The sequence below is a fragment of the Pseudomonas sp. NY15364 genome (assembly GCF_048068235.1).
Lineage (GTDB): Bacteria > Pseudomonadota > Gammaproteobacteria > Pseudomonadales > Pseudomonadaceae > Aquipseudomonas > Aquipseudomonas mendocina_D.
Map to the genome: position 1 here is coordinate 95,810 of NZ_JBLUPX010000003.1, position 26,331 is coordinate 122,140.

Here is a 26,331-nt window from a genome sequence, read left to right on the forward strand (position 1 = left end):
GCCCTTTTCACAGGGTTTTCCAGACGTTCCGGCCAATCGTTTCGCCCTAACCCAGGCCTGGCCTGGGTTACAGCCACGCTGCAACGCTCGACGTTGCGCGTGAGCCGGTCAGACAGCGGTCTTGTCTGCCAGTCGACCACTATATGTAGTAGGCGGGGTGTGGTAATGCCCCGCTGTGACTTATGCGCCAGGACGGCACTTGAAGTCGTGCCTAACCTGCCCGCTCTTGCGACACCCCGTACCCGGCCCCGCTGCCGCGTGCGGTTCAGTTGTTAATGGAATGAACGGCGGACAGGGCACGGTTTCTAATCGTGACGTCCAACCAAAAATTACAGAACACGGAGATCTCCATGCATACCGACACTACTCGCGAGAACCCGCAGGCTGTGGCGCCGCAGGCCGCTGAATCCTCTCAGGATCTGGCTGCCACCGCGCCCGGCCAACTGCGTGTGATCAAGCGCAACGGCACCGTCGTCCCTTACACCGATGACAAGATCACCGTCGCCATCACCAAGGCCTTCCTCGCAGTAGAAGGCGGCACCGCAGCCGCTTCGTCGCGCATCCACGACACCGTCGCGCGCCTGACCGAGCAGGTCACCGCTACCTTCAAGCGTCGCATGCCGTCCGGCGGCACCATCCACATCGAAGAAATCCAGGACCAGGTCGAACTGGCCCTGATGCGCGCCGGCGAGCAGAAAGTCGCCCGCGACTACGTGATCTACCGCGAAGCCCAGGCCAACAAGCGCAAGAGTGCCAATGCCGGCAGCGACATCGCCCAGCCGCACCCGAGCATCCGCATCACCACCGCCGGCGGTGAACTGCAGCCGCTGGATATGGGCCGCCTGCAGACCATCATCCGTGAAGCCTGTGAAGGCCTGGCCGAAGTCGATGGTTCGCTGATCGAGCGCGAAACCCTGAAGAACCTGTACGACGGCGTGGCCGAGAAGGACGTCAACACCGCCCTGGTGATGACTGCCCGTACCCTGGTCGAGCGTGAGCCGAACTACAGCTACGTCACCGCCCGCCTGCTGATGGACAACATCCGCGCCGAGGCCCTGAGCTTCCTCAACATCACTGCCAGCGCCACTCACCACGAGATGGCCGACCTGTACGCCAAGGCCCTGCCGGCCTACGTGGAAAAAGGCGCCGAGTACGAGCTGCTCGACCCGAAACTCAAAGAGTACGACCTGGAGAAACTGGGCAAGGCGCTCAACCACGAGCGTGACCAGCAGTTCACCTACCTCGGCCTGCAGACCCTGTACGACCGCTACTTCATTCACAAGGACGGCATCCGCTTCGAACTGCCGCAGGTGTTCTTCATGCGCGTGGCCATGGGCCTGGCCATCGAAGAGCCGAAGAACCGCGAAGACCGCGCCATCGAGTTCTACAACCTGCTGTCGTCGTTCGACTACATGGCGTCGACCCCGACCCTGTTCAACGCCGGCACCCTGCGTCCGCAGCTGTCCTCCTGCTACCTGACCACCGTGCCGGACGACCTGTCGGGCATCTACGGCGCCATCCACGACAACGCCATGCTGTCGAAATTCGCTGGCGGTCTGGGCAACGACTGGACGCCGGTGCGCGCGCTGGGCTCCTACATCAAGGGCACCAACGGCAAATCCCAGGGCGTCGTGCCCTTCCTCAAAGTAGTCAACGACACCGCCGTAGCGGTCAACCAGGGCGGCAAGCGCAAGGGCGCGGTCTGCGCCTACCTGGAAACCTGGCACATGGACATCGAGGAATTCCTCGAGCTGCGCAAGAACACCGGTGACGATCGTCGTCGTACCCACGACATGAACACCGCCAACTGGATTCCGGATCTGTTCATGAAGCGCGTCTTCGAAGACGGCAAGTGGACCCTGTTCAGCCCGTCCGAAGTACCGGATCTGCACGACCTGACCGGCAAGGCCTTCGAAGAGCGCTACGAGTACTACGAAGCCCTGATCGAGTACGGCAAGATCAAGCTGTACAAGACCATCCAGGCCAAAGACCTGTGGCGCAAGATGCTCTCGATGCTGTTCGAGACCGGCCACCCATGGCTGACCTTCAAGGACCCGTGCAACCTGCGCAGCCCGCAGCAGCACGTGGGCGTGGTCCACAGCTCCAACCTGTGCACCGAGATCACCCTGAACACCAACAAGGACGAGATCGCTGTCTGCAACCTGGGCTCGGTCAACCTGGTCAACCACATCAATGACGGCAAGCTGGACATCGAGAAACTCGGCCGCACCGTGAAGACTGCTGTGCGCATGCTCGATAACGTCATCGACATCAACTACTACAGCGTCGACCAGGCACGTAACTCCAACTTCAAGCACCGTCCGGTCGGCCTCGGCCTGATGGGCTTCCAGGACGCCCTGTACCTGCAGCACATCGCCTACGGCTCCGACGCTGCCGTCGAGTTCGCCGACAAGTCGATGGAAGCCATCAGCTACTACGCCATCCAGGCCTCCTGTGACCTGGCCGAAGAGCGTGGCAGCTACAGTACCTTCGAAGGTTCGCTGTGGAGCAAAGGCATCCTGCCGCTGGATTCGCAGCAGATCCTCATCGAAGCCCGTGGCCAGAAGTACATCGACGTCGACCTGTCCGAATCGCTGGACTGGGCGCCGATCCGCGAGCGCGTGAAGAAAGGTATTCGTAACTCGAACATCATGGCCATCGCGCCGACCGCGACCATCTCCAACATCATTGGCGTGTCGCAGTCCATCGAGCCGACCTACCAGAACCTGTACGTGAAATCGAACCTCTCCGGCGAATTCACCGTGATCAACCCCTACCTGGTGCGCGACCTGAAAAATCGTGGCCTGTGGGACCCGGTCATGGTCAACGACCTGAAGTACTACGACGGCTCCGTGCAGCAGATCGAGCGCATCCCGCAGGATCTGAAAGACCTTTACGCCACCGCCTTCGAAGTGGAAACCAAGTGGATCGTCGACGCCGCCAGCCGTCGCCAGAAGTGGATCGACCAGGCTCAGTCGCTGAACCTGTACATCGCCGGCGCCTCGGGCAAGAAGCTGGACGTGACCTACCGCATGGCCTGGTACCGTGGCCTGAAAACCACCTACTACCTCCGTGCCCTGGCCGCCACCAGCACCGAGAAGTCCACCATCAACACCGGCAAGCTCAACGCAGTTTCCGCTGGTGGTGACGAAGGCTTCTCGGCCAAGGCCCAGGCTCCTGCCCAGCAGGCAGCTCCGGTTCCGGCGCCCGTACCAAAGGCCTGTGCCATCGACGAACCCGACTGCGAAGCCTGTCAGTAAGGCTTTCGCGTGGATCTGAGCGGCGCCCGCGTCGTTGCCTGGTAGGCCGGCCCCCATCACGTACTGAAGTACGCTCAGGGGCTCCGACCTACCAGGCGCCTAGCGCTCACTCGCTCAGCTACACGCTCGAAGGTTGGATGAAAAGCTAGAGCAACACAGTGATCGAACCAGGGAAAGGGAAGGCTTTTCGTAGGAGCGGCTTCAGCCGCGAAAATCGCGGATAAATCCGCTCCTACAGAGCCCTCCTCCCCACCAAATTCCCGCCCCTCCTCCCCCGGGTCGAGGGGCAACGGTCAGCCAGCAATCCACCGCCTGCTGACCAGCGGTACCCGTTTACCCTTGCGCGCATCACGCAACGGAACATAATTCAAATTATCTGTATATCCATACAGGCCGGTTTATTCGCCGGCCCTCACGCAGGAGCCAAGCCATGCTGAGCTGGGATGAATTCGACAAGGAAGACGGCGCAGAAGCAGCCGCCGCAAGCAACGCCAACGCACAGAGCGCCGGCACCAATTTCGACAAGCTCGACAGCGAAGCTGCCGGCTCGGTCGAGCAGGCCCGCGCCGTCGACGCCAACGACTCCGACGCCGTCGCCCGCGCCAAGAAAGCCCTGAACGACCTCGACATCCAGGAAGGCCTGGACGACCTCGAAGGCGCCTCCGCACGCGTACAGGTCGGCGACAAGCAGATGATCAACGCCCGCGCCGACCTCAACCAGCTCGTACCCTTCAAGTACGACTGGGCCTGGCAGAAGTATCTGGATGGTTGCGCCAACCACTGGATGCCGCAGGAAGTGAACATGAACGCCGACATCGCCCTGTGGAAATCCGCAGACGGTCTCAGCGAAGACGAGCGCCGTATCGTCATGCGCAACCTCGGCTTCTTCTCCACTGCCGACAGCCTGGTTGCCAACAACCTGGTCCTGGCCGTGTACCGCCTGATCACCAACCCCGAGTGCCGCCAGTACATCCTGCGCCAGGCCTTCGAGGAAGCGATCCACACCCACGCGTACCAGTACTGCATCGAGTCGCTGGGCATGGATGAAGGCGAGATCTTCAACATGTACCACGAGATCCCGAGCGTCGCGAAGAAGGCCTCCTGGGGCCTGAAGTACACCCGCTCGATCTCCGACCCGAACTTCAACACCGGCACCCCGGAAACCGACCGCCAGTTCCTGCGCAACCTGATCGCCTACTACTGCGTACTGGAAGGCATCTTCTTCTACTGCGGCTTCACCCAGATCCTCTCCATGGGCCGCCGCAACAAGATGACCGGCACCGCCGAGCAGTTCCAGTACATCCTGCGTGACGAGTCCATGCACCTGAACTTCGGCATCGACGTGATCAACCAGATCAAGATCGAGAACCCACACCTGTGGGATGCCCAGATGAAGGACGAAGCGACCCAGATGATCCTGCAGGGCACCCAACTGGAGATCGAATACGCGCGTGACACCATGCCGCGCGGCGTACTGGGCATGAACGCCGCGATGATGGAGGACTACCTCAAATTCATCGCCAACCGCCGCCTGACCCAGATCGGCCTGAAGGAAGAGTACCCAGGTACTACCAACCCCTTCCCGTGGATGAGCGAGATCATGGACCTGAAGAAGGAGAAGAACTTCTTCGAGACGCGAGTGATCGAGTATCAGACTGGTGGGGCGTTGAGCTGGGATTGATACCGGTGACTCACTAAAGAGATTAAGAGCGTTTTACCTGAAATGGATGTTTGGGGTAGCGCTTTAAGACTAAAAGCCCCGCCTCTATTGCGGGGCTTTTTATTTGGAGAACTCCATGCTTATCAAGCCAAAAGAAATCGACCAAAAAGAAATTACCGGTTTCACTAAAGACATAGATATTTTCCAAAGAAAACCCTTAGGCGACACCCTAGCCAATCTACTGGAAAGCACAGATGAAAATATAATCATCGGTATAGACAGTCAGTGGGGCGAAGGAAAAAGCATGTTCGCAAAAATGTTCTCCGCCCATTTAAAAAACACAAGAGAAACTCTATCAATATATTTCGACGCTTTTGAAAACGACTACCAAAAAGACCCGTTCCTGGCTATTGCAAGCGAAGTAGTTGACCTTATAAACACCCATTCCCCAGAACTAAAAAAAGAGTTCAAGTCATCCGCAATAAGAGCATCGAAAGCTATTGCAAGAGGCGCCCTTAGAATAGGAATAAAAACCTTAACCGCCGGCGTTCTCGATGGCTCAATAATCGATGAGCTAGGAACCGCAGACGATATAGGAAGCGAAATATCTCAAGGCCTAGATCAAATACTAATAGAGCGTCTAGACGAAGCGAAAGCGGACAAAAATTCCTTAGAAAATTTCAGATCCACGCTGGAGAGTCATATTTCAAAAATAGGCAATGGTAGACCTGTAGTTTTCATAATTGACGAGCTCGACCGGTGCAGGCCAGATTTCAGCCTAGAACTAATTGAGCAAATCAAACATCTATTCACGGTCAAAAACCTAAAATTCATCTTAATAACAAATAAAAAACAAACCCAGGCAATAATCAAAAAAAGGTATGGAGCAGAAATAGATGCACATCTATACCTTCAGAAATTTATAGACTTATGGATTTCGTTACCAAGAATTGAAACCGAATACCAGAGCCACACCTCAACCTACTTAAAATACCTAATAAATAAGATAGCGACACCCGAAGAAAAAATCAGTAACGACACAACAATTGAAACATTGAAAGAAATATTCATAGCAAACAAAACTAGCTTTCGAGGAATACAAAAAACCCTCAGCTATTTCGCGATACTTCACAACTCATCACCCACAACAAAATACTATGAATACTACCAAGTAATGATGGCCATTGGCTGCTATAGCAAAGCTGAAAAACCAGAATTAATGCACGCCATCTATCTCAAAGAGAGCGAAGAAAAAATAAAATCACTACTATTTCCCACCCCTCCGATAGGTAGTCGCGAATACAGACGCCTATTCACAACACTTATTGTGAAATACTTAATATCACCCCCAGACATCCAGAATGAGATGATAAGAAATCAAGAAATCCAAACAGACTTTGGAAGAGCAATCGCTGATGATTGCATGGAAAAAATAAACAATACCTTGAGTCTTATCTCTCAGTAGAGAAAAATGGGACAGATTTATCTTCTGTGTCGCACTCTTCTACTGGTTTCGCCCTTACGGCGAGTCACTTTCTCTTTGCTCGCGCGAAAGAGAAAGTAACCAAAGAGAAAGCGCGCCCGGCATCCGGGTTTCGCTGCGCGAAACTCCCCTCGCTCCGGCGCTGCTCCGAGGGTCGTCGCGAAGGGCCATCCCTGGCCCATCACTCCTCGCTTGGCATCCATGCCAAACGCCCCTCTCCACAGCACCTCCACTCGGCCTCCTGACGGGATTCAGGGACCGCGGTGTTTGAACGTGGTGTGGAAGGCAGAGCAAAAAAGCACAAGCAGAGCTTAAAGCGAGGGCATTGCGGCCAAGCCGCAATGCCCTCGCTCTGTTTGGTGCTGGATCGCCGATCTCACAGACGACGCTAAACGCCCCGTCAGGAGGCCGAGCGGAATCGTTGTGTAAGGGGTTGAGCGGCATGGATGCCGCGAGAGCCGCGATGGGCCAGGGATGGCCCTTCGCGGCGTGCCCCTGGAGCAATGATGGAACGAGGGAACCCGACGAAGTCGGGCCGGATGCCAGGGGCAAAGACCTTTTGCTTACTTTTGGGGCGTTTGCCAAAAGTGAGCCGCCGTAAGGGCGGAACCGGTATTCAAGTCACCACATCAGCGGCGGATTCACTCCGTAGCAAGTAGCCGGACAACCGCAATGGTGGAAGCGTCATCCACCCTACGCCTGCAGGCGACGCTAAACCTCATAGGCTGGCTACCACGCCGAAACGTTGGAGCTATCGAGCTGCCATGGTTGTTGATAGAAAAACACTGCAGCACACTGCGCTTTCATCGTAAGGAGACGACGCAAAATGCCGGACATACCCAGCCCAATCCCCTTGATCATCCTCGACGTTCAGGACGCCATCGATCAGCCCGTCTGGAATGACAAAAGTCACCCCGGTTACCTGGCCGTCATCCAACGTCTCCTGCAATTCTGGCGCTCGAATGGCTGGCCCGTCCTCCATGTGAAACACGATGAAAAGACGCCCACCTCCAGCAATTACCTTCACGGCCCCTGGAATGGCATCAAACAGGAAGTCGCGCCGATAGAGGGCAAGGCCGTCATCATCAAGCATGAAAACTGCGCGTTCATAGGCACCCAGTTGGATGCCGCGCTGAAGGGAATGAACGCAAATCGCATCGTGCTGACGGGTGTGGTGATTCACAACAGCATGGATGCCACCATCCGCGCAGGCAAAGCGCTCGGGTACAGCATCATCCTCCCGTCAGATGCCACGACTGCCGTACCTGTAACAGGGCCAGGTGGAACCCGCTGGGAAGCCTCGACCGTATACGAGCTGACCCTGGCCATACTGGGCGCCGAATATGCTGAGGTCATGTCATCAGAAGATGTGATTGCACAGTTTAGTAAGTAGCCCGGACAACCGCTGATGGTGGATGAAAAAGCGTCATGCACCCTACTGACCTTTACCTTTCTTCTTGGCAATCGCCTTCATCCGCGCTGCAGCCTTCTGCACGGTTGCCATCTTCTCGGGCCTTTTCATGCCTCGCCATTTGCGGATTTCCTCGCGCGTGCGCCCGCAACTGACGCACAGCTCACTGTTGAGCTGGCACAGCGACACGCAGGGGTTCTCAATGTCCTTGGCCACGTTTGCCTCTTGCCGGCTGCTCGACCGAAAACGCGACATAGGTGGCGATGCTGGCAACGCTGATGCCCACTTCATCGAAAGCGGCCTGCGTCAGTTCAAGCATTCGCGCCTTGTCCGAACTGGCGAGTGCGCGTGCCCTGCTCGCCTCGCTGTCGAACATCCAGGTCACGCGCAGGCTCTGCGGAAACTGCTCATAGTCCACATCATGAGTCAGCCACTGAAAGCCGACGATTTCGCTCTTCGCCGTTTCACAGGCAAGGGTCAGGGTGCGAATCAGCTCGCGCTCGATGCCTGAGTATTTTCGTTTCGACGATGACATAAGGTTCTTCTGGGTCTGGGTTCGCTGCGCCGCCATGTTACCCGAGACGCTCAACGGCCAGAGGGAACAGATGGATCGAGGTTGAACAATGGCATCCGCGACGCAGGGCAACACCCGCAACCCATGCCGAGTACGGCAGCGATCATGGCGTCCGAGCAACCCCACCCGCGGGTTACAATCCACGGCCCACGCATTCTCCAGCGGACCATATACCGATGTTCACCCTTGCCCACCTCAGCAGCCCGCCGCCCGAGTCACTGAAGAGCCAAGTGCAGCAGATGGTGGTGGACTACTTCGCCGATGTCAGCGCGGTGCCGCTGCTACCGAGCAATCCGTTGTATCAGCTGTACCAGTACGTGATCGGCTATGAGCTGCATCTGCACCTGCAGACCATGAACGGCGACGCCGAAGGCCCGGTGCAGTTGCTACTGGCGCTGGACGCTGAAGACCCGGCCCGTGTGCTGGGGTTTGCCCTGTATCTGCCGAGCCCGGACGATGCTGCCGCCTGCACCCTCGCCTATCTGGCGGTAGATGCCGCACACCGCCGTCAAGGCATCGGTCGCGCACTGCTGCAACGCGTGCTGGAGCGACGCCCGCACCTGGAGCTGGCCTGTGTGGCAGACAAGGTGCCGCTGTTCGAGGCCCTGGGCTTGCAGGCGCTGGCCGCTCAAGGTGCGCTGGTGGTGATGAACAGCCGCGACTACCGCTCCACCGGCATGGTCGCGGTCGCCGACCTGGCGCCGGTGTTTGCCTCCACCGAGGTCAGGCAGATTCACGCCTACCTGCTCAAGCAGCACGGCCAGCGCGCCATGCAACAGGCGGAAAAGCAGCGTGACGCGCATCTCGACACGCTCGCCCTTCAGGCTCAGCAACTGGTCGACGAGCGCCTGCCCTCGCGCGCCTTGCATTGAGGCGATGCCCTGCGCTAGCCGTGGGGTTTCACGAAACGCCGATTGCAATCACCTGTGGCGGTCAGCCGACACCACGCATGCACACGCGTAGTTGGCGGACGTTGAACGCCCGCCAACGCGGATAAAGCGTTACGACAAGGCTCTCGCCCGGTCGGCACAGACCACCAGGCGGCCCATCTAGAGGCGTGGGAGCGACCATCAGCGAACCAACGGGCATCCCCCTGCATCAAGCAATGGCCATGGGTCCGACTCAGTTGGATACCTGCTCGAGGAATATCAGCTGCAATGGCTCGCTGAGCAGTTCATCAGCGGTGGCGGCAAACGCCTGAAAATAGGGCGTCGCAAAATGCGCATCCAGGGCCGCCTGATCCTTGAAGGCTTCACGCATGTAGAAGGCGCCCGGCTCATCACGCATTTCGAACAGCACGTAATCAAGATTGCCCGGCTCGGCCCGCGTGGGTGCTATCAGGCTCAGCAAGCCTTCTTTCAGTTCCTGTTGTTTACCGGGTTTGGCCTTGAGTACGGCAAGGGATACCAATGGTTTGCTCATGGTGTTAACTCGTTCGATGGGTTGGCTTGCGCACCCGGCGAGGGCAGTGAACAGCAGCACGCACAGCCAAAGACTCGGGTGTTTGATCATGGGTTTCATCTCACTCTTTGTGGAGTGGGGTCATCCTTGTCCATTCAATCGAAAAGAAACACCGACAGAACGCGCTAATACTTTCTTCGACCTATTGAAAATGAAGCATCCTGAATGGCCCACTGGCGATTGCCACCTGAACACGCCACAACGCACCATCAGCCAAGCCATTCGTTCTCCGCTGCGAACAAGGAAGCTCCATGCGCATCGCCCTCGTCCTTCTGCTGCTGCTGTGCCATTGCGTGCACGCCACCGAGACCGTCAACGACGTCACCGGCATGAACCCCATCCAAGTGGCGCAGGTACTGGCGCCCACCGAACTGGAGCAGATCGTCACAGCCGTTAGCGGGCATGCCGGCCCCATCGCCATTGGCGGCGGGCGCTACAGCATGGGCGGGCAGACCGCCACCGAAAAGGCCCTGCAACTGGACATGCGCCGGTTCAACCAGGTGCTGGAATTTTCCGCCGAACGCCGGGAGATTCGTGTGCAGGCCGGCATCACCTGGCGCGAGATACTGGAGTACATCGACCCGCACGGCCTGTCGCCGCAGATCATGCAGTCCTACGCCAACTTCACCGTCGGTGGCGCCCTCAGCGTCAACGCTCATGGCCGATACGTCGGCCAGGGGCCGTTGGTGCTCGGCGTGCGTTCGTTGCGCCTGGTGCTGGCTGACGGTCAGGTGGTGGATGCCAGCCCGACGCACAACAGCGAGCTGTTCCATGGCGCCATAGGCGGTTACGGCGGGCTCGGCGTGATCGTCGAGGCCACCCTGCCGTTGGTGGAGAACAGCAAGCTGGTGCGTCAGACGCAGCTCATGCCGCTTGGAGACTATGCGCAGTTCTTCGCCAGCCAGGTACGCGGCAACCCGGACATGGTGATGCACAACGGCATTCTCTATACCGACGATTACGACAGCGTACGCGCCGTGTCCTACCTGCGTACGGATGCGCCGCTGACCGTCACCGAACGCCTGGTACCGCTGGACCGCGACTACAAGGCCATGCGCGCCGCGCTGGCAGTGGCCAGCAGCAATGGCGGCGCAAAGGTCCGTGAAAGCGTCGTCGACCCGCTGCTGCTGAAACGACCGCAAGTGCAATGGCGCAACCATGAGGCCAGCCTGGATGTGCGCGAACTGCAGCCAATTTCCGGCACCGACTACAGCTATGTGCTGCAGGAATATTTCGTGCCCGAAGCCCAGTTGGAGCCTTTTGTCGCGGGCATGAGAGACGTGCTCAAAGCGCACAAGGTCAAGGTCGCCAATATCTCCATCCGCCATGCCAAGGCCGACCCGGGTACGCTGCTGGCCTGGGCCCGCGAAGACACCTTCGCGCTGGTGATCTACTACCGCCAGGGCGTCTCACCCAGCGAGCGCGCCGCCGTAGGCGACTGGACACGACAACTGATCGATCTCGCCATCGCCCACCAGGGCAGCTACTACCTGCCCTATCAAATCCACGCCAGCCGGGAGCAATTCCTCGCCGCCTATCCCCGCGCCGAGGAATTCTTCGCGCTGAAAAAACGCGTCGACCCAAGCAACAAATTCCGCAATAAGCTGTGGGATGCCTATTACCTTCAGCCCAGTGGCCACTGATTGAAATCGCGGTCCAACGCTCAGGAGTTCTGCTGTCTGGCATTAACCAGGTCACAGGGCGACTCCCATGCAGCCGCATGGGAGACAGCTGGAAAGCCCGGAATCAGAGCCTGCCAAGCCAGTACTGCGGACGGCGGCGGTAATGGGTAACGGCCAGAACCTGAAAGCCGTCTGGCCTTGGCCGGTAAATGATCGATAGCGGAAAACGCCGAAGGGGGAACGCTGCGAATATCTGGCTCAAGTTCAACCTGCCAGGCTTTGGGAGACTCGCCAATCAATGTAGCCAAGGCCTGAAACTTGTTGATCAATGCCCACCTAATCCAGGAACCTTCGATTCGTAGTAACCGACTGACTCCAGAAATTCGGCTTCCGCTGCCGGGTGGAAAAAATACTTCATCGAATCAGGGCTCTGGCCTTCTTCATTACCTCGTCACCCGGCACCGCCTGAATAAAGTCGTCACAGCGAACACAACCCACCCGGCACCGCCATGATCCACTCCCGCACCGCGAGAATGGTCGGGTCATTTATACGGCTCTCCGGGTACACCAGAAAGAACGGTTTGCCCTCCAGTTCCGGGCCGAAAGGCTGCACCAATCGTCCCTCTCTCAGCTCATCCTCGATCAGTTGCCGACTCATAAGCGCCACGCCCTGGGCGCCAACGGCCGCCGAACCATCTGGAGCCGAATCTGATCACCGCGCTCGGCTTCATCGGCATCACCCGCGTACACCAGATTGCCATCGAAGGCCAGGAAGTCGGCGGTGAACTGCTCGCCGAATCCGTCAAGCAGGCCTTGGCCAAGGTCGATGCGCTGGTGGCCGAGCTGCAGCGTTCATTGCACACCGAGCGCGTCGAGGAGCCAGCCTGAGGCAATGGCCAGGCCGAGGATGACGCTGCCTCGCCTCAGCGCTTGGTGCAGGCAAACAGCGCGTTGCCGGAGCTGCCATCCCACGGCGCCAGCCGCTGATAGTCGTGCTCCAGCACCTGCACCTCGAAGTACGGCGCCAGCAGGCTCTGCAGCTCGGTGAAGTTCACCGCCACCATCGGGTGTTCGTCGTGCCAGACCTCGGTCTGTTCGGCGAAGGTACGTTCGATACGCAGCCTTAGCGCCTGCTGTTCGCCTTCACCGCGGTAGTACCAGCCGGAGCTGAAGCGGAACTGCCCTTCGGCATGCCGTGCGCTGTGGGTAACGAACGAGGCGTTATCGATGCGCTGCTTGTCCACCGCGTTGAAGCAGAACACCCCGCCAACCGCCAGGGCGCCGTACACGCTGACGATACAAGCCTTGAGCCGTTCGATGCTGGCGCTGTAATGGATGGAATAGAGAAAGCAGGTGATCAGGTCCAGCGGCTCGTCGACCTGAAAACCGCACATGTCCTGCCGGGCAAAGCGTGCCTCGGGGCAGCGCTGGGCGGCGCGATCGAGCATCGGCTGGTTGATGTCCAGGCCGCTGCTGGAGTAGCCGGCATCGAGAAAATGGCGCACATGCGGGCCGGTGCCACAGGCCAGATCGAGGTGGCGCTTGCCGCCGTTGCCGAACAGTTGTTGCAGGCGGTGCACGCAATGACTCTGGGCGGCGTAGTCGATGTCCGCGCACATCAGATCGTAGTAACCCGACAGGTCGGTATAGAGGGCATTGCCAGACATGATGACAGGGGCGCAAGGACGAAGGGCGCGCATCATAGCTCAGGCAGCGAATGGGCAAAATCACTATCGCTGCCGTCGCTATGCCAGCGGTCTGGTCGAGCCCGACGCTCACCATGAACTGGCCCCAGCGACGCTCATGAAACAGCTGGAGGCTTTGTATTCCGTGGATTTCACCAGCTATCAGCGGCATCGATGTTCACCATCATGCCAATGAAGTTCTCTGAAAAAATCCAGTGCGTAACATCTGCTCCATACCCAACCACAACACCGCTGGAGCAAAACATCATGAAACGCCAACTCATCCTCAGCTTTGCTTTCTCCGTACTGGCAGCCAACGTATTCGCCGCCTCCTCCGCCCAACCCCTAGTCGCCGAAGGTGGCTCTGATCGCCTGATCGAAAGCCGCATTGCTGAAGGTGGTTCCGATCGTCTGATCGAAAGCCGCATCGCCGAAGGTGGTTCCGACCGCCTCATCCAGAACCGCGTCGCTGAAGGTGGCTCTGACCGTCTGATCGAAAGCCGCACCGCCTGATACCTTCCTGATGAACTGATCGAGAACGTCGTATGACTCGATGGAACGCGCAACCCCACAAGGCCGGCCTGATAAGCCGGCCTTGGTTTTTTCAGGAATAGAAAGCCCCGCGCACTGCGGGAATGAGCAACACCGTGTCGACTCCAGACAATCGACAGCCCCGTCCCTGCTCTATGGTGAACGCCACTTTGATCACTCACCGGAGCGCCCCATGGCCCACAAACCGATCACCGTTCTGCGCGATACCCAGCCGATGCCCGTCGTCGATGCCTGCAAGTGGGAGCGCATTGAAGGTGACCCGCACACCGTCAACCTCAACGCCTACACCTCCGAAGACGGCAGCAAGATCATGGGCACCTGGATCTGCACGCCCGGCAAATGGCGCGTGGAGTACGTGAAGTGGGAGTACTGCCACTTCCAGGAAGGCTACTGCATCATCACCCCGGACGGCCTGGAGCCGATCCACCTCAAGGCCGGCGACATCTTCGTGGTCGAGCCTGGTATGAAAGGCACCTGGGAAGTGGTGGAAACGGTGCGCAAGTACTTCGTGTTCGCCTGACGCTGAGCTGACAGCGGCACACGGGCTTGAAAGCGCAGAAACTTGGCCTGTCCACAACGGTCAGTGCTGCGCCGCCGACCTGGCGGTTCCCTCATCACGGACGGCCCAAAAGGACTTTCAGCAAGTAATCATCATGAACCGACTCAACTGCCGCTGCTCTCCCTCGCCTGCGCCCTGCCGCTGCCGCTGCCGACGGTTAATCGCGTCCGACCGTTGCTTATGTGAACAGCATTACCCCTCGGGGCGGGTATTTCAGACTGGTACCCCCCATGGAAAAGGCTCTAAATAGCAACTATGGGACTGGCTGAGGCGTTAAGCACAGCTGTGCTCAGAGAGCTATTTCTCATCCAACGCAACTGCAGCGTTCTTCCCTATCGGAGTTGCCATGGATATAGAAAGTCTGTTCGCTCGACTGCACACCCTGCCCAGCATTCCGAAGGTCGCGCAGGAGCTGATTCAACAGTTCGACAACCCGTCTTCGAGCCTGGAAAGCGTGGCGCGCAATATCGAGCGCGACCCGGTCATCGCTGCCAAGGTACTGCGCCTGGCCAACTCGCCGCGTTTTCGCGCAGGCCCGTGCCCGGGGTCACGACTCAGCGCATGCAGCACTGCTTGTACTTCTTGCCACTGCCGCAGGTGCAGGGGTCGTTACGCCCGACTTTAGCCTCCTCGCGGCGCACCGGCAGCAGCGGGTCCAGGTTCTCCTGCCAATACTGGAAAAGTTCGACGGCGGCGGGTTCGAGCAGCGCCGTGCTGGCGTCGTATTCGGCATCGGACATGGCCTTGAGCGCCGCGCTGCCGCTTTCATCGCCATGCAGGGTGATCAGCTTCAGCGCTGCCGCCACCGACTCCGGCAGCGATGCATCGAGCCAGCCGGCCACTGCAGCGCCGCGCAGGTAACCCGCGCACCACTCCGAGACGATCAGCTTCTCACCCTTGCCGTTGTTGTCGGCCAGGAAGATCGCTTCGTAGTCGTCCGGCTCTTCGGCGAGCATGTAGGCAGCCTCGCTCATCAGCTCGACGGCCAGCTTCATGAAACGTTCGCCATCCTTGTCGCTCGGCCATTGTGGCGGCTGATCGGCCCAGATCGCCGAGTACCACACGGCCGGCGCGACCTGGCGCGGCGCGGAGACGATAGCGGCGAAGAAGCCGTCCAGCTCGCTGGCCGAGAGGATCGAGTCATCGTTGCCGTACTTGAGCAGCCACTGATCGAGCTTCTCCAAACCTCTGTTGTCCATCGCCACGCCTCCGCCTGAAAAAGGCCGGTACTGTACCTGCATCGGCGCGTATTGCCAGCCGTCCGGCATCTGGCGAGTGCCCAGCGGGCCACAGCCCGGTACAATGCGCGCCTTGCCCGTGTGCCAGCCTGATAAAAGAAACCACCATGTCCCTGCCCAAACACCACCTGGAACTGCTCAGCCCTGCGCGTGACGTCGAAATCGCCCGCGAGGCCATTCTGCATGGCGCCGACGCCGTCTACATTGGCGGCCCGAGCTTCGGCGCGCGGCATAACGCCTGCAATGAAGTGAGCGATATCGCCAGGCTGGTAGAATTCGCCCGGCGCTACCATGCACGGGTGTTCACCACGCTCAACACCATCTTCCACGACGATGAACTGGAACAGGTTCGTATGCTGATCCACCAGCTCTACGACGCCGGTGTCGATGCGCTGATCGTGCAGGACATGGGGGTGATGGAGCTGGATATTCCGCCCATCGAGCTGCATGCCAGCACCCAGACCGACATCCGTACCCTTGAGCGGGCCAAGTTTCTCGACCAGGCCGGCTTCTCCCAACTGGTACTGGCGCGCGAGCTGAATCTGCAGGAAATCCGCCAGATTGCCGATGCCACGGACGCAGCCATCGAGTTCTTCATCCATGGCGCGCTGTGCGTGGCCTTCTCCGGCCAGTGCAACATCTCCCACGCGCAAACCGGGCGCAGCGCCAACCGCGGCGACTGCTCGCAGGCCTGCCGCCTGCCCTACACCCTCAAGGATGAAAAAGGCGGCGTGATCGCCTACGAAAAACACCTGCTGTCGATGAAGGACAACAACCAGAGCGCCAACCTGCGCGCCCTGGTCGAGGCCGGCGTGCGCTCGTTCAAGATCGAGGGCCGCTACAAGGATGTGGCCTACGTGAAGAACATCACCGCCCACTACCGCCGCGAACTCGATGCCATTCTCGAAGACCGCCCGGACCTGGCCCGCGCCTCCAGCGGCCGTACCGCGCACTTCTTCGTGCCCGACCCGGACAAGACCTTCCACCGTGGCAGCACCGACTACTTCGTCACCGAGCGCAAGGTGGACATCGGCGCCTTCGACTCGCCGACCTTCACCGGCCTGCCGGTTGGCCATGTCGAGAAGGTGAACAAGCGCGACCTGATCGCCGTCACCCATGAGCCGCTGTCCAACGGCGATGGTCTCAACGTGCTGGTCAAGCGCGAGGTGGTGGGTTTCCGCGCCAACATCTGCGAACTCAAGGGCGAGTTCGAAGAGGACGGCGAGAAGCGCTATCGCTACCGCGTCGAGCCCAACGAGATGCCCGAAGGGCTGCTGCGCCTGCGCCCCAATCACCCGCTGAGCCGCAACCTCGACCACAACTGGCAACAGGCGCTGCAGCGCACCAGCGCCGAACGCCGCATCGGTGTGAGCTGGAAGGCCGTGCTGCGCGAGGATGCCCTGACGCTCACCGCCACCAGCGAAGAAGGCATCAGTGTCGAGGTCGCCCTGCCGGGCCCGTTCGGCGCGGCCAACAAACCGGAACAGGCGCTGGACGGCCTGCGCGACCTGCTCACTCAGCTCGGCACCACCATCTACCACGCCCAGAGCGTGACACTGGATGCGCCGCAGGCCTTCTTCGTGCCCAACTCGCAGCTCAAGGCGCTACGCCGCGAGGCCATCGAGGCGCTGACCGAAGCGCGCGTCGCCGCTCACCCACGCGGCAGCCGCAAGGCCGAAACCGACCCGGCACCGGTGTACCCGGAATCGCACCTGAGCTTCCTCTACAACGTCTACAACCAGAAAGCGCGCGACTTCTACCATCGCCATGGCGTGCAACTGATCGATGCGGCCTACGAGGCCCACGAGGAAACCGGCGAAGTGCCGGTGATGATCACCAAGCACTGCCTGCGTTTTTCCTTCAATCTGTGCCCGAAACAGGCCAAGGGTGTGACCGGCGTACGCACCAAGGTGGCACCGATGCAGTTGGTGCACGGCGATGAAGTGCTGACCCTGAAGTTCGACTGCAAGCCGTGCGAGATGCACGTGATCGGCAAGATGAAGGGCCACATCCTCGACCTGCCGCAGCCGGGCAGCGCCGCCGCCCAGGTGGTCGGCCACATCAGCCCGGACGACCTGCTCAAGACCATCCGCCAGAAGCCGGGCTATAGCCACTGAGCCCAGCCTCGCCTGTTATCGGTAGCCCGGATGCAATCCGGGGGCATGCGCCTGTATGTCCCGGATTGCATCCGGGCTACAACAACCATCGCCAGCAAGCTCCTACGGATCGCGAATCAGGCCCGCGCTGTACTCCCCGGGCTGAGCATCTCGATCTCGCGAATCTCGAAATCACGACGCAGGTAGTCCATGCGCTGGTTATGGAACTCGCGCATGTGCGGCAGGGCCGTGTGCTCGGCCAGCGCCTCTCGTGATGCCCACACCTCGTAGAAGATGAACAGGGTCGGGTCCTGGGCGTCACGCAGCATGTGATATTCGATGCAGCCGGGTTCGGCGCGGCTGGGCTCGACGTAAGCACGGAACAGTTTCTCGAAGGCTTCGGCCTGCTCGGGTCGGGTATGGGCGTGGAGGATGAAGGCATGCATATGGGAAGGCTCCTGATAACGTACTGCCTTACCATAAAGCACGTCTCAAATTGAAATTCATGACTTTCAGTCAATAATGATTTGACCGTTTCGGGGTGTTTCGCACGCGCGGGGCTGGATAACCTGCCGCCACTTTTTTGGAGAACCCCGATGAAAAAGATCCTTCTGCTCAACGGCGGCAAACAGTTCGCCCACTCCCAAGGCCAGTACAACGCCACTCTGCACGACGCCGCAGTGGCCTTCCTCGACCGCGCCGGCTTCGATATCAAGACCACCTTCATCGACGGCGGCTACGACATCGACGAAGAAGTGCAGAAAATCCTCTGGGCCGACGTGGTGATCTACCAGATGCCCGGCTGGTGGATGGGCGCACCCTGGACGGTGAAGAAGTACCTCGACGAGGTGTTCACCGCCGGTCACGGCAGCCTCTACGCCAACGACGGTCGCACGCGCTCCGATGCCTCGCAGAAGTACGGCAGCGGCGGGCTGATCCAGGGCAAGCGATACATGCTGTCGCTGACCTGGAACGCCCCGCTACAGGCCTTCGAGGACCCGAGCGACTTCTTCGAAGGCAAGGGCGTGGACGCGGTGTACTTCCCTTTCCACAAGGCCAACGAATTCCTCGGCATGAGCGCCCTGCCCACCTTCATCTGCAACGACGTGATGAAGGTGCCGGACATCGAGCGCGACGTGGCGCGCTACGAGCAGCACCTGGCCCGGGTGTTCGGCGTCGCCTGAAGCCGCGGCTCATTGCCCGCCGAACAGCGCCGTCCAGTAGATGCCGGCGTCGCTCTGTGGGTCGTTGGCGTAAGCAGCGCCCAGCTCGCTGAACTCAGGGTTCATGATATTGGCGCAGTGCCCGGGGCTGGCCAGCCAGCCCTCGACTACTTTGGCGGAGGTATCCAGCGCGGCGGCGATGTTCTCGCCAATCTTGCTCCCGCCGTACCCCGCCAACTCGGCGCGATCTCCCGGTGTCAGGCCGTCACGCCCCTGATGGGCGAAGAAATTACCATTGGCCATGGCCCGACTGTGGCTCTCGGCAGCGCTGCCCAGTGCAGCGTTCCACACCAGCGGCGCCGTGGCGGCAAACGCCTGGTCACCGCACTGACGCGCCTCGGCGCGGGCAGAATTGATCAGCAGCAGCAGACTTTCCCCCTCGGTCTGCCAGGTTTGCAGGCGGCCGCTCAGCAGCGGCCGGGCAAGTACGATGCGCCAGTCTCGATCCTGCTGACTGACGCCGATATCGATGAATTGCGGGTCGAGCAGCACGCGGCAGAAACTTTCGCTCAACGCCTGCATCGCCGCCTGCGCATTGCGTGGGCCGGACAGGGTGATGGCCTGGACATTGACCAGCGGATAACCGGCGGCGCTCAGTGAGTCCTGCAGATCCGCGGTGCCATTGGCAGGGAGGATCAGGCGCGGGTCGTTGGTCAATGGTGGCAGAGGTTCGGAAGCCTGCACGCCACAGCGTTGCACCTCGCTGCGATAGGTGTTGATGGTCTCGATCAGCGCCAGGTCCTCAGCGGCCTGAGCCACGCCCCAAAACCCCATCAGCAGCAGCGCCAGCAGGCAGCGTTGCCATCTCCGCTTGTCCATTGTTGTTGTCATACAGCCCTCTCCCAACTAACGTCGTGATTCTGACGTACTTCCCGGCGCATCATCATCGCCGGTTTCCTCGTCCCTTCGAATGCCCGCAAACACTGGACCCGCTGGCTATCGGCAGGGTTCCTGCATGATACAGCCTGCCGCCATCGCGCCACCTACGCACTTGCCCGAATCCGCTCGAGAACACTGATGCCCGGTTACTTCGCCAAGAACGAGCAACATCGACGCCTGGTCCTCAAAGCCTTGCTATAGATCACCTTGAGCGGTGGTTTGTTCTTCTCGGTGGTCAATCTGCTGCACGATAACTGGCTGCTGGCGGGCCTCGAGATCGGTTACGCCGCCGTATCGCTGTACCTGCTGACCATCATCGACCGAACCCGCAACCTGCAGCTATTGACCGCGGTTTACCTGCTGCCGTTCTTCAGCATCATGATCGTGGCGCTGGCTCAGACCCACACCAGCTTCGCGGTGTTCGCCTGGATCCAGTCGATTCCGATCATCTGCTACCTGCTGCTGGGGTTGCGCCTGGGCATGTACGGCTCGGTGCTGTTCGTCGGCATCGGCCTGTTCGTCTTCAGCCGACGCTTTTCTTCCGAGAGCCTGCTGCAAAACGTCGAGATCATCGCCAATCTCGGCCTGGCCAGCCTGGCGGTGATGATTTTCGCCCACATCTACGAGCGCAGCCACATTCTCAATGAAACGCGGTTGACCGAACAGGCCACCACCGATGCACTGACCGGCCTGCCGAACCGGCTGAAAATGGCAGAGGTGTTCGAGCGCGAACGCGCCCATGCGTTGCGCAACGGTACCCCGCTGTCGCTGGTATTTCTCGATATCGATCACTTCAAGCAGATCAACGACCGCTTCGGTCACGAGGTCGGCGACCGTACCCTGATTCACTTTGCCACGGTGCTGGCGCAGCGGCTGCGCATCAATGATCTGTTCTGTCGCCTCGGCGGCGAGGAGTTTGCCGTATTGCTGCCTGGCAGCGCGGCGGAGCAGGCCCGCGACATCGCCGAGAGCCTGCGCGAGCGCCTGGCAGCGGAGCCGTTGAGGTTCGATGACATCGCTCTGCCCATGACCTTGAGTGCCGGTGTGGCAAGCTTCAGGGCGGACGGCCAGTCCCTGGATGAACTGATGCTGGCGGCAGACAGGCGTACCTACGCCGCCAAGCGTGCCGGACGCAACCGCGTTATCACCCGGGAAGACGTGGGCGGCAGTGAAGCGGTTCCGGGCTGATCAGGCGTAGACGCTGAGCCCGCCTTTTTCCTGCAGCCACTGGCGGTAGGTTTCCAGCGAGTCGGTCTGCTTGTCACCATTGTGACCGGCGATGCGAACGCTGCCGTCCAGGCCGGCATCGACCATTTTCTGAACCTGTTGCAGCAGCTTGGCGGCATCGTCACGATCGAGCTGCGTCACGTCGGGCAACTGGATCACCGAGGGTGCAGCCGCCTGATTGCCGGCACTGCGCTGCACAGCATTGCTGGCCGTCGCCGCGCCGCCATTCATCGCACGCAGCAGTCCGCCCTCACTGCGCGCGACCACCTGCTTGGCGAAACGCCGAAGATCGCCCAGCGGGTCCTGGCTGTCGGTTTCGCCACCGGCAGTGCTGGAGCGATTGGCGAGCTGGCTGCCGTAGTAGCTGAGCATGGCTGGCGTGCTGTTGTTGATGCTGGTCATATGGCCTCCCGCCAAAAGCATTCGCCACAGGCAAAGCAGATTTCGGGCCAGCCGTTGCAGGCCGCTTATTACAGGGGCCTTGAAGATGCGAACGGCAACGCCTTGCCAGCCGCGGCAAGACGTTGCCCAGCGCCATCAACCCAACAGGTCGACCATCACCGCATTGCTGTAGACCAGGCAAGCATCCTCGCGGCTATAGCCAACCAGGTGAAACTGGCCGCGGCGCTCTTCGCCGCCCAGATAAACCCGCCACTTGCATTCGCTCAGCGGGCCGAAACCGTCCGGCATCACCAGCGCCAGCGTCTGCATGTCAGCATCGATCATCGTGTCTCGGCAGCCGCTGCGTTGCAGCTCCTCTTCGGCCTGTTCCAGACGCAGGTGCTCAGCCTCGCTGACATGAAACTGCAGCGTGCCGATCGGGATGGATTTACTGTCATTGTCGGCTTTGCGCCAACCGTCGATGCTCAGCGTATTCATCTGCCGTCTCCTCAGTCGAACCTGAGTTCAGGGCCACCGCCCGCTTACACAAGGTGGGACAAGCGAAGCGACGATACGACTCCTGAGCAGCGGACGAACGGCTTGGCGTTTGCTTGGCGGGATGATTGCGCTAGGCTCTGCACCTCAATTCGATAGGAGGTACTCCCATGGCCCGCGCCACTGCCCGCCACATCCTGGTTGCCAGCGAAGACAAGTGCAACGAACTGAAAGCCGCCATCGAGGGCGGTGCCGATTTCGCCCAACTGGCCCGCGACAACTCCTCCTGCCCGTCCGGCCGTAGCGGCGGTGATCTGGGTTCCTTCGGCCCGGGCCAGATGGTCAAGGAATTCGATACCGTGGTGTTCAGCGCGCCGGTCGGAGTGGTGCAAGGCCCGGTCAAGACTCAGTTCGGTTATCACCTGCTGGAAGTCACCAGCCGCCAGGACTGATTCTCTCGCAATGGAAAAACCACCCGCCGGTGGTTTTTCCGTTGCCCACGCTGTTCAGTCCCACGGCAGGGCTCTGGCTTTATGAAACGCGGTACTCGCCTCACCTTCATCCTGCTGGTGTTCATATGCCTGTCGCTGGCATTGCTGACGGCCTGGCAGATCTGGTTTTCCCGCGAGCGTGCCCTGCATGAGCTGAACGTGGCCAATCTCAACCTGGCGCGTGCCCTGGACAATTACAGCGAAGGGGTGATTCGCCAATCCGAGCTGGTATTGGTGGAGCTGGCAGAACGCCTGGAGCAGGAAGGCAAGGGTCGGGCACATCTTGATCGCCTGCAGCAGGTCGTGCAGGAACAGAGCCGGGTGTTCAAGCTGGCCAGCACCATCATCATCTACAACGCCAAGGGTGACCGCCTGCTGGTATCGCGGGGCGATATCAATGCGCGCCCGAACGCCGCCGATCGTGCGTTCTTCATCCATCATCGCGACAATCCCTCGCCCGAGACGTTCATCGGCCCGACCATCAAGAGCCGCCTGGCGCACGGGTGGATATTCACCGTCAGCCGGCGCCTGAACGATACCGACGGCAATTTCTCCGGCGTGGTGGCCATCACGTTGAGCGTGGAGCATTTCCTCCAGCTGTTCGGCAGCCTCGATCTGGGCCAGCAAGGCACAATGAGCCTCTCAACCAGCGATGGCACCCTACTGGTTCGCCAACCTTTCCGTGAACAGGATGTGGGCCTGGATTGGTCGAACTCGCCGATCTTTCAGATAGTACGCGCACAGCAACAGGCCACGACCACACAGGTCTCCAGCATCGATGGCATCGAGCGCCTGTACGCGTTCCGCCATAACAGCAACCTCCCCCTGATCACCGTGGTCGCGCTGGGCCGCGATGAGGCGCTAACGGCCTGGCGCCGTGATGCACGACTGTTCGCCACGGTGGTTCTGATCCTGCTGCTCGCCGTCGCCATCATCGGCCAGCGGCTACTTGTCGACATGCACCGTCGCTCGCGCGCCGAGCGCCAACTGCTCAGCGCCCGGGAAGAACTGCTCGACGCCAATGCCCGCCTGGAAATACTGGCTTCGCAGGACGCCCTGACCGGCCTGGCCAACCGCCGCAGCTTCGACCAGGCGCTGGAAGTGGAAATTCGCCGTGCGCAGCGCCAGGGTTCAGACCTTACCCTGATGCTGCTCGATATCGACCACTTCAAGCGCTACAACGATCACTACGGCCACCTGGCCGGCGACGAATGCCTGCGCAGCGTCGCCGACCTGCTCCAGCGCTGCATGCGTCGCCCCGGCGACCTGGCGGCACGCTACGGCGGCGAAGAGCTAGCCGTGATTCTGCCGAACACCAGTAGCGAGGGCGCCGAAACCATCGCTCTCGCGTTCATGGCAAACCTGCAGGACAGCGCACTGCCGCATGAGAACAGTCCATTCCAGAGAATTACGGTGAGTATCGGCCTGGCCAGCCTGAGCCCCGGCCACCAGGACAGCGCCACAAGCGCCCTGAGCCTGATCGACGCAGCGGATCAGGCGCTGTATCGGGCCAAGGCCAAGGGTCGTAACCGCCTGGAAAGCGCCATGGTTCAACGCTCAGCGGACAGGTGACAAGTCGGCCGAAGCGGTTCAGCATCCTCGGCAAATGTCTGCCATAGATGATCGACCACAATGAGCAATGACACCTCGCACCCTCTGCAACAACTCGCCCAGACCCTGCTGGGAAAACCCCTGCATGAACTCGAGCCGGAAGAAACCCATGTGCTCGAACAAATTCGCCAGCGCCGCCCCATCGCCCGTGATGCCGCCGATGCCTCGGATGAAGAGTCGAGCTTCGGCGAGCGGCTGTCGGACAAGGTCGCCGCGGTCGGCGGCTCCTGGACCTTCATCATCTGCTTCTCGCTGACCATGCTCGGCTGGATGCTGATCAATACCGACGTGCTGTCGCACTTCGGCATGGCCTTCGACCCCTACCCCTACATCTTCCTCAACCTGATGCTCTCGACCCTGGCGGCGATCCAGGCACCTATCATCATGATGAGCCAGAACCGCCAGGCGGCGAAGGATCGCCTCGCTGCGCGACTGGACTTCGAAGTGAACCTGCGTGCGGAGCTGGAAATCATGCGCCTGCATGAAAAGGTCGATCAGAAGATCCAGCAGCGCCTGGATGAGATCCTCGCGCGCCTGCCGGAAAAACGCGCCGAGCCCTGATCCAGGAGCTTCAAACAGCCCCCGGCGCGCGCTGGCGCCAGCTGTCGAGCAGGCGCCCGCCCCAGACATTGATCAACAGCCCGGCCATCACCAATGCCGCGCCGAGCATCTGCAGACCGCCAAGACGCTCGCCCAGCAGCAGCGCCGCGGAACTGATGCCCACCACCGGCACCAGTAGCGAGAACGGCGCCACCTGGCTGGCCGGGTAGCGCGACAGCAACCGGCTCCACAGGCCATAACCGAGAATGGTGGCGCCGAATGCCAGGTAGGCCAACACCAGCAGCGAATCCAGGCTGAGCGTGCGCAGCGACTGACTGATCAACTCCGGCCCCTCCAGCCACAATGACAGAGCTAGAAACGGCAACGGCGGAATCAGGCTGCCCCAGACCACCAGGCCGACCAGGTTGACCTTGCCCAGCTTGCGCGTCACCACATTACCCAGCGCCCACATCGAGGCCGCCGCGATGGTCAGCGCAAAACCGGCCAGAGTCATCGCCTGCCCACCCTGCAGACCGATCAGTACCAGGCCGCTGGCCGCCACCAGCAAGCCGAACAGGTTGCTGCCACGCAACCGCTCGCCGAGAAACAGCGCGGCGAAGAACAGGGTGAAGAACGCCTGCGACTGCAGCACCAGCGAGGCCAGGCCCGCCGGCATGCCGACGTACATGGCATAGAAGAGAAAGGCGAACTGCCCCAGCGAGATGGTCATGCCATAGGCCAGCATCCAGCGCAGCGGTACCTGCGGCCGGCGCACGAAGAGAATCGCCGGAAAGGCCGCGAGCAGAAAACGCAGGGCGCCCATCAGCATCGGCGGCATGCCATGCAGGCCGACCTTGATCACCACGAAGTTCAGCCCCCAGACGACGATAACCAGCAGCGCCAGCAGCAGATCCTTGGGTGTCATGGGTACGAGCCTCGCCTTGAATGAGCAGGCATTAGAGCAGCCTCGCCCAAACGCAGACAGACACAGAGGCCGTGGAAAAAAGCCACACAGCCACAAGCGGCTGCTACCCTGCGCGCTTCAGTGCCGTTACGCCAAGCCCATGACCCTGCACGATTTCCTTCTGTTCGCCCTGCCGGCGGTATTTCTCACCGGCCTGTCCAAAGGCGGTTTCGGTGGCGCCCTGGGCGGCATCGCCGTGCCGCTGCTGGCCTTGGCCACCTCGCCGAAACAGGCCGTGGCGGTGATGCTGCCGATTCTCTGCCTGGCCGACGTGGTCGGGCTGAAGGCCTACTGGGGCAAGTGGGATAGGGCCAACCTCAAAGTCATGCTACCGGGTGCCGTGATCGGTATCGGCATCGGCTCGCTGACCTTCGGCTTATTCGATGAGCGTGCCATCGGCCTGCTGATCGGCACCATCGCCATTGCCTTCGTCGGCCTTGGCCTGCTGGCTGGCAACCAGGCACCACGTCCACTGCACAAAGGCCGTGGCACATTGCTGTCGAGCCTGGCCGGCTTCACCAGCTTCGTCGCCCACGCCGGTGGCCCGCCGGTGATGATGCACCTGCTGCCGCAGCAACTGGACAAGGTGCGCTTCGTCGCCACCATCAACCTGTTCTTCCTGCTGACCAACGCCGCCAAGTTGTTCCCCTACGCGGCGCTGGGTCAGTTCACCCAGGACAATCTGCTGCTCAGTCTGATGCTCGCCCCCATCGTGCCGCTTGGCGTCTGGAGCGGCTTGTGGCTGCAATCACGCGTCAACCACCTGTGGTTCTACCGCATCGCCCGTCTGGGCATTCTGCTGGCGGGCGTGCAGTTGATCTGGCGCTACCTCTGAGTCCGCCGACTGAAATTGCAGGTGCCGATAGCCGCGCAAGGCACTAGAATCCTCAGCCTATCCGATCGTCACGCCCAGATTCGC

24 protein-coding genes and 4 pseudogenes are annotated in these 26,331 nt (G+C 60.4%); 17 read left to right on the forward strand and 11 right to left on the reverse strand.

Annotation, left to right across the window (positions count from 1 at the left end):
• Nucleotides 1-350: 350 nt before the first annotated feature.
• The 4 genes from ACNFCJ_RS03965 (at nucleotide 351) to ACNFCJ_RS03980 (ending at nucleotide 7,796) form a co-directional block, all read left to right on the forward strand.
• On the forward strand, nucleotides 351-3,260 hold the full coding sequence (locus ACNFCJ_RS03965) for a ribonucleoside-diphosphate reductase subunit alpha (protein ID WP_416769897.1): 2,910 nt from the start codon (nucleotides 351-353) through the stop codon (nucleotides 3,258-3,260).
• Between the two features lie 430 nt (nucleotides 3,261-3,690).
• Nucleotides 3,691-4,941 carry a ribonucleotide-diphosphate reductase subunit beta gene (locus tag ACNFCJ_RS03970; RefSeq protein WP_416769899.1) on the forward strand — a complete coding sequence of 417 codons (1,251 nt, stop codon included), beginning with the start codon at nucleotides 3,691-3,693 and terminating at the stop codon, nucleotides 4,939-4,941.
• 115 nt (nucleotides 4,942-5,056) lie between these two features.
• Complete coding sequence (locus tag ACNFCJ_RS03975; protein WP_416769901.1) at nucleotides 5,057-6,385, forward strand: KAP family P-loop NTPase fold protein; 1,329 nt, start codon at nucleotides 5,057-5,059, stop codon at nucleotides 6,383-6,385.
• An 844-nt stretch (nucleotides 6,386-7,229) separates the two neighbouring features.
• Nucleotides 7,230-7,796 (forward strand): isochorismatase family protein, encoded by a 567-nt coding sequence (locus tag ACNFCJ_RS03980; RefSeq protein ID WP_416769903.1) that lies wholly within the window; start codon nucleotides 7,230-7,232, stop codon nucleotides 7,794-7,796.
• Nucleotides 7,797-7,838: 42 nt separating this feature from the next.
• Here ACNFCJ_RS03980 and ACNFCJ_RS03985 read toward each other — a convergent pair whose 3' ends face one another.
• On the reverse strand, nucleotides 7,839-8,030 hold the full coding sequence (locus ACNFCJ_RS03985) for a DUF1289 domain-containing protein (protein ID WP_064495220.1): 192 nt from the start codon (nucleotides 8,028-8,030) through the stop codon (nucleotides 7,839-7,841).
• Entirely contained in the window at nucleotides 8,014-8,349 is a 336-nt protein-coding gene (locus ACNFCJ_RS03990; RefSeq protein ID WP_416770097.1) for a hypothetical protein, read from the reverse strand. Before ACNFCJ_RS03990 ends, ACNFCJ_RS03985 begins: the two co-directional genes overlap by 17 nt.
• Nucleotides 8,350-8,564: 215 nt before the next feature.
• On the opposite strand from ACNFCJ_RS03990, the gene ACNFCJ_RS03995 reads away from it, so the two are divergent.
• Nucleotides 8,565-9,260 carry a GNAT family N-acetyltransferase gene (locus ACNFCJ_RS03995; protein WP_416769905.1) on the forward strand — a complete coding sequence of 232 codons (696 nt, stop codon included), beginning with the start codon at nucleotides 8,565-8,567 and terminating at the stop codon, nucleotides 9,258-9,260.
• 250 nt (nucleotides 9,261-9,510) lie between these two features.
• Here ACNFCJ_RS03995 and ACNFCJ_RS04000 read toward each other — a convergent pair whose 3' ends face one another.
• Nucleotides 9,511-9,810 (reverse strand): putative quinol monooxygenase, encoded by a 300-nt coding sequence (locus tag ACNFCJ_RS04000; RefSeq protein WP_416769906.1) that lies wholly within the window; start codon nucleotides 9,808-9,810, stop codon nucleotides 9,511-9,513.
• 290 nt (nucleotides 9,811-10,100) lie between these two features.
• Between ACNFCJ_RS04000 and ACNFCJ_RS04005 the strand changes: the two genes are divergently transcribed.
• Nucleotides 10,101-11,492 carry an FAD-binding oxidoreductase gene (locus tag ACNFCJ_RS04005; protein WP_416769907.1) on the forward strand — a complete coding sequence of 464 codons (1,392 nt, stop codon included), beginning with the start codon at nucleotides 10,101-10,103 and terminating at the stop codon, nucleotides 11,490-11,492.
• Between the two features lie 457 nt (nucleotides 11,493-11,949).
• Here the strand turns inward: ACNFCJ_RS04005 and ACNFCJ_RS04010 are convergent.
• A pseudogene (locus ACNFCJ_RS04010) lies at nucleotides 11,950-12,165 on the reverse strand (LysR substrate-binding domain-containing protein); the annotation flags it as partial.
• On the opposite strand from ACNFCJ_RS04010, the pseudogene ACNFCJ_RS04015 reads away from it, so the two are divergent.
• Nucleotides 12,159-12,359, forward strand: a pseudogene (locus tag ACNFCJ_RS04015) (NAD(P)H dehydrogenase); the annotation flags it as partial. The pseudogenes ACNFCJ_RS04010 and ACNFCJ_RS04015 sit on opposite strands and share 7 nt — an antisense overlap.
• Nucleotides 12,360-12,394: 35 nt before the next feature.
• Here ACNFCJ_RS04015 and ACNFCJ_RS04020 read toward each other — a convergent pair.
• Entirely contained in the window at nucleotides 12,395-13,138 is a 744-nt protein-coding gene (locus ACNFCJ_RS04020; protein ID WP_416769908.1) for a class I SAM-dependent DNA methyltransferase, read from the reverse strand.
• 285 nt (nucleotides 13,139-13,423) lie between these two features.
• Here ACNFCJ_RS04020 and ACNFCJ_RS04025 point away from each other — a divergent pair.
• From ACNFCJ_RS04025 to ACNFCJ_RS04035, 3 genes and pseudogenes are all read left to right on the forward strand, one after another.
• Nucleotides 13,424-13,666, forward strand: a pseudogene (locus tag ACNFCJ_RS04025) (hypothetical protein); the annotation flags it as partial.
• 214 nt (nucleotides 13,667-13,880) lie between these two features.
• Complete coding sequence (locus ACNFCJ_RS04030; protein ID WP_416769910.1) at nucleotides 13,881-14,228, forward strand: cupin domain-containing protein; 348 nt, start codon at nucleotides 13,881-13,883, stop codon at nucleotides 14,226-14,228.
• Nucleotides 14,229-14,613: 385 nt separating this feature from the next.
• Nucleotides 14,614-14,829: pseudogene (locus ACNFCJ_RS04035) on the forward strand (HDOD domain-containing protein); the annotation flags it as partial.
• On the opposite strand, the gene ACNFCJ_RS04040 reads toward ACNFCJ_RS04035, so the two are convergent.
• The gene (locus tag ACNFCJ_RS04040) at nucleotides 14,822-15,535 is read right to left on the reverse strand and encodes a YecA family protein (RefSeq protein WP_416769912.1); all 714 of its coding nucleotides are present in this window, start codon (nucleotides 15,533-15,535) and stop codon (nucleotides 14,822-14,824) included. The pseudogene ACNFCJ_RS04035 and the gene ACNFCJ_RS04040 sit on opposite strands and share 8 nt — an antisense overlap.
• A 77-nt stretch (nucleotides 15,536-15,612) precedes the next feature.
• Between ACNFCJ_RS04040 and ACNFCJ_RS04045 the strand changes: the two genes are divergently transcribed.
• Complete coding sequence (locus tag ACNFCJ_RS04045) at nucleotides 15,613-17,622, forward strand: peptidase U32 family protein (RefSeq protein ID WP_416769913.1); 2,010 nt, start codon at nucleotides 15,613-15,615, stop codon at nucleotides 17,620-17,622.
• A 116-nt stretch (nucleotides 17,623-17,738) separates the two neighbouring features.
• Here ACNFCJ_RS04045 and ACNFCJ_RS04050 read toward each other — a convergent pair whose 3' ends face one another.
• On the reverse strand, nucleotides 17,739-18,047 hold the full coding sequence (locus ACNFCJ_RS04050) for a putative quinol monooxygenase (RefSeq protein ID WP_416769915.1): 309 nt from the start codon (nucleotides 18,045-18,047) through the stop codon (nucleotides 17,739-17,741).
• Nucleotides 18,048-18,197: 150 nt separating this feature from the next.
• Here ACNFCJ_RS04050 and ACNFCJ_RS04055 point away from each other — a divergent pair, with 150 nt between their 5' ends.
• Nucleotides 18,198-18,785: an NAD(P)H-dependent oxidoreductase gene (locus ACNFCJ_RS04055; protein ID WP_416769916.1), complete on the forward strand. Its 588-nt coding sequence runs from the start codon at nucleotides 18,198-18,200 to the stop codon at nucleotides 18,783-18,785.
• A 9-nt stretch (nucleotides 18,786-18,794) separates the two neighbouring features.
• On the opposite strand, the gene ACNFCJ_RS04060 is transcribed toward ACNFCJ_RS04055, so the two are convergent.
• Complete coding sequence (locus ACNFCJ_RS04060) at nucleotides 18,795-19,643, reverse strand: CAP domain-containing protein (RefSeq protein WP_024309013.1); 849 nt, start codon at nucleotides 19,641-19,643, stop codon at nucleotides 18,795-18,797.
• 267 nt (nucleotides 19,644-19,910) lie between these two features.
• On the opposite strand from ACNFCJ_RS04060, the gene ACNFCJ_RS04065 reads away from it, so the two are divergent.
• Nucleotides 19,911-20,891, forward strand: a complete 981-nt coding sequence (locus ACNFCJ_RS04065) for a GGDEF domain-containing protein (protein WP_416769918.1) — start codon at nucleotides 19,911-19,913, stop codon at nucleotides 20,889-20,891.
• On the opposite strand, the gene ACNFCJ_RS04070 is transcribed toward ACNFCJ_RS04065, so the two are convergent.
• A complete protein-coding gene (locus tag ACNFCJ_RS04070) occupies nucleotides 20,892-21,332 on the reverse strand; it encodes a hypothetical protein (protein ID WP_416769919.1) in 441 nt (146 codons plus the stop codon).
• Nucleotides 21,333-21,467: 135 nt separating this feature from the next.
• Nucleotides 21,468-21,809, reverse strand: coding sequence for a hypothetical protein (locus tag ACNFCJ_RS04075; RefSeq protein WP_416769921.1), 342 nt, complete (start codon nucleotides 21,807-21,809; stop codon nucleotides 21,468-21,470).
• 167 nt (nucleotides 21,810-21,976) lie between these two features.
• On the opposite strand from ACNFCJ_RS04075, the gene ACNFCJ_RS04080 reads away from it, so the two are divergent.
• The 3 genes from ACNFCJ_RS04080 (at nucleotide 21,977) to ACNFCJ_RS04090 (ending at nucleotide 24,469) form a co-directional block, all read left to right on the forward strand.
• A complete protein-coding gene (locus tag ACNFCJ_RS04080; protein WP_024309017.1) occupies nucleotides 21,977-22,258 on the forward strand; it encodes a peptidylprolyl isomerase in 282 nt (93 codons plus the stop codon).
• An 81-nt stretch (nucleotides 22,259-22,339) separates the two neighbouring features.
• A complete protein-coding gene (locus ACNFCJ_RS04085; RefSeq protein ID WP_416769922.1) occupies nucleotides 22,340-23,869 on the forward strand; it encodes a diguanylate cyclase domain-containing protein in 1,530 nt (509 codons plus the stop codon).
• Between the two features lie 60 nt (nucleotides 23,870-23,929).
• Entirely contained in the window at nucleotides 23,930-24,469 is a 540-nt protein-coding gene (locus ACNFCJ_RS04090) for a DUF1003 domain-containing protein (protein WP_416769923.1), read from the forward strand.
• 10 nt (nucleotides 24,470-24,479) lie between these two features.
• Here ACNFCJ_RS04090 and ACNFCJ_RS04095 read toward each other — a convergent pair whose 3' ends face one another.
• Nucleotides 24,480-25,373, reverse strand: a complete 894-nt coding sequence (locus ACNFCJ_RS04095; protein WP_416769925.1) for an EamA family transporter — start codon at nucleotides 25,371-25,373, stop codon at nucleotides 24,480-24,482.
• Between the two features lie 139 nt (nucleotides 25,374-25,512).
• Here ACNFCJ_RS04095 and ACNFCJ_RS04100 point away from each other — a divergent pair, with 139 nt between their 5' ends.
• Nucleotides 25,513-26,247, forward strand: coding sequence for a sulfite exporter TauE/SafE family protein (locus tag ACNFCJ_RS04100; protein WP_416769927.1), 735 nt, complete (start codon nucleotides 25,513-25,515; stop codon nucleotides 26,245-26,247).
• Nucleotides 26,248-26,331: the final 84 nt, after the last annotated feature.